The sequence below is a fragment of the Mesorhizobium sp. M7A.F.Ca.CA.002.04.1.1 genome (genome assembly GCF_004022805.1).
GTDB lineage: Bacteria > Pseudomonadota > Alphaproteobacteria > Rhizobiales > Rhizobiaceae > Mesorhizobium > Mesorhizobium ciceri.
Map to the genome: position 1 here is coordinate 1 of NZ_RZPL01000740.1, position 2,706 is coordinate 2,706.

4 protein-coding genes are annotated in these 2,706 nt (G+C 62.4%); 3 read left to right on the forward strand and 1 reads right to left on the reverse strand.

The annotated features are described in order from the left end of the window. Window positions 1-453, forward strand: a 453-nt coding sequence (locus ENZ75_RS27680) for an ATP-binding protein (protein ID WP_164888048.1), incomplete at its 5' end; no start/stop codon positions are given. Between the two features lie 320 nt (window positions 454-773). On the opposite strand, the gene ENZ75_RS34755 is transcribed toward ENZ75_RS27680, so the two are convergent. Then, window positions 774-1,004 carry a hypothetical protein gene (locus ENZ75_RS34755; RefSeq protein ID WP_127423622.1) on the reverse strand — a complete coding sequence of 77 codons (231 nt, stop codon included), beginning with the start codon at window positions 1,002-1,004 and terminating at the stop codon, window positions 774-776. Between the two features lie 20 nt (window positions 1,005-1,024). Here ENZ75_RS34755 and ENZ75_RS27685 point away from each other — a divergent pair, with 20 nt between their 5' ends. Then, complete coding sequence (locus ENZ75_RS27685) at window positions 1,025-2,194, forward strand: acyltransferase (protein WP_024501681.1); 1,170 nt, start codon at window positions 1,025-1,027, stop codon at window positions 2,192-2,194. Then, the coding region (locus ENZ75_RS27690) for a glycosyltransferase family A protein (protein WP_164888049.1) at window positions 2,191-2,706 on the forward strand (516 nt) is incomplete at its 3' end. The genes ENZ75_RS27685 and ENZ75_RS27690, both read left to right, overlap by 4 nt.

Sequence of the window (2,706 nt, forward strand, 5' to 3'; positions counted from 1 at the left end):
GAGGTCAACCAGGACGCCGTCGAAGCGGTGGACCTGGCAAAGACGGTGCGCGATATCGAAGCCGAGATGGTGTCGCTCGGCCATGCCGTCTCGATCGGGCACCTGGAAAAGGTTTGCGTGCGCGCCGGCGCGCTCGGCCTGCGCCGCGCCTTGCGCAACCTGATCGTCAACGCCGCCACCCATGGCAAGGCGTGCCGCATCGACCTGGCCGCGACCGACAATCGCGCCGTGCTGACCATATCGGACCATGGGCCGGGCATCCCCCCGGAACTCCTGAACAAGGCGTTCGAGCCCTTTTTCCGCGTCGACCCCGGCCGCCTGCAATCGATCCCCGGAGCTGGTCTTGGCCTCGCCATCGCCAAGGAAATCATCGAGCGCTACGGAGGCACGGTAACACTGGAAAACCGCCGGGGCGGCGGGCTGGAGCAGACGGTGGTGTTCGACGCGGTGTGAGGGTTGGCGGTCAGCCGAGTAATGGGCGTTGCGCGTGGCAACGACGAAAAACAGAGACGATGCTGCACCGCGCAAAGCTAATGGTTCCAAATCATTTCTTCACGGAGCCAGGGCCGGATCCATATAGACAAAATATAGATTACGGAATTTCCTGTGGTCTAACAAAGAACTAGGCTCTTAAGCCACGAGCTCGCAAATCAACCGAGGCGGGAACATCGGCAAAATTTAAACCACAGCGTTTAAGTTCTGAGAAAAATCGCCAGAATTGACGAGAAACGCTCGGTTTTCTCAATTTTTTAGCACTTGCTCACATAAGTATTTCAGCTGGGTAGATTTTTTGTGTTGCGCCGCACAATGCCGTAGCCGAACGATCTCCTGGGGGACTCGTTTGCGACTGGATATGCGCCGTGGAGGATCCCGCCAGGTTGACCAGCTTGAGCTACCCGTCCGTCGATTTCGAGCGTAGGTTTGACGATGCCTGCGCTCTGGCGGGTCTCGCCCGCCTTGGCCTGCCGCTCGAAACGGCCGGCTGGCGGCTTGGTCGCGGCCATCACGCTGGCGGATGCCGCTGATGGGAAGCGCCCGCGACATCCAACTGGATGCGTTGAGAGCCATCGCCGTGACGATGGTGTTGTATTCCCATTTCTTCGCCGCTGGAGGATCTTCATTCTGGGGCCATATCGGCGTGCGGCTGTTCTTCGTGCTGAGCGGCTTCCTGATCACGCGCCTGCTCCTGGAAGCGCGTTCGGCCGCCGAATTCGAGACCGGTCCCGCGCTGCGATCCTTCTATATCAGGCGAGGCTTGCGGATATTTCCACCCTATTTCGCCGTCCTGGGTTTCGTCTGGCTGGTCGACCTGGACCAATCCAGGGGATCGCTGGTCTGGCATGCGCTTTACCTGTCGAATTTCTGGTATGCGCTGCGCAATGACTGGAACCCTTGGGTGCTGTGCCATTTCTGGAGCCTGAGCATCGAGGAGCAGTTCTATCTTGCCTGGCCGCTGGTCGTCCTGTTGGCCCCGCGCCGCCGCTTCGAACAGATCTGCATCGGCGTCATCGCACTGTCGCTGGCCTATCGCTTTTATTGGCCGCTCACCGCCAACACGACGCTGGCGCGCGACCTGCTGCCGCCGGCATCCATGGATGCGCTGGCGACGGGCGCGCTGCTTGCCTGCTGGCGATCCAGGGGCGCGGCCCTGCCGCACTGGATGCGGCTCAGCTGGCCTGCCTTCGCGGCCGCATTCCTTGTCATCGAGTGGTTTGTGCCTGCGCCCGCCGATCCGATGCTCGAATGGACCCATTGGCTGGTGCGGCAAGTCCTGCCGCTGGTGCCGCTGATGGTCATCGTCGCAGCCTGTTCGCGCGGCCTTGGCGGCACTTTGGGAAAGCTTGCCGAACTGCCGCCGCTGCTTGGCCTCGGCCGCATCAGCTACGGCGTCTATCTCTATCATCCGATATTGCTGTCGCTCGCCGTCAAGGCGCAACCCTGGATTCCGCTCAACGTCTCGGAGCAAGGGCCAGGGCGTTTCCTGGTTGCGAGCGCCGCCACGATTGTCGCGGCCTCGATTTCCTGGGTGGTTTTCGAGAGGCCGCTCAACAGCCTGAAGCGCCACTTCCCCTATGTCGCGCGCACCCGCTCCGCACAGGGCAGCCATGGCGGCTGGCTCGCGACGGCGGCTGGCGGATCGCCCGATGGCCGCACACCGGCGCTCGAACTCCAGCGCACGGATGCAAGACGATGATCGCCGCACCGCTCGTCTCCGTCCTGTTGCCGGTCTACAATGCCGGTCCCTATCTCGCCACCGCGCTGGGAAGCATCCTGCGGCAGGATCACAGTCGCCTGGAGATCATCGCGATCGATGACGGTTCGACCGATAATTCGCTCGAGATACTCGAGCGATGCCAAAAGGCCGACAGCCGCATTTCGATCATCTCGCGCGAAAACCGTGGCCTTGTCGCGACGCTCAACGAAGGGCTGGCGATCGCCCGGGGCGAACTGGTCGCGCGGATGGATGCCGACGACGTCGCCTATCCCTGGCGTTTGTCGCGCCAGGTGGCGCTGTTCGAGCGGCGGCCCGAACTGGGCTTCTGCGGCGCCGGCGTCGACATGTTGATCCGCGGCCGCATCGCCAGGGGTAGGCCCGATCCGGTGTTCCAGTTCGGCCGCATCCCTGTATTGGCGATGTTCTTCACGATCTTCATGCACCCGACGGTCGTCTACAACAGGAAGGTCATCGACGACAGCGTCCTGCAC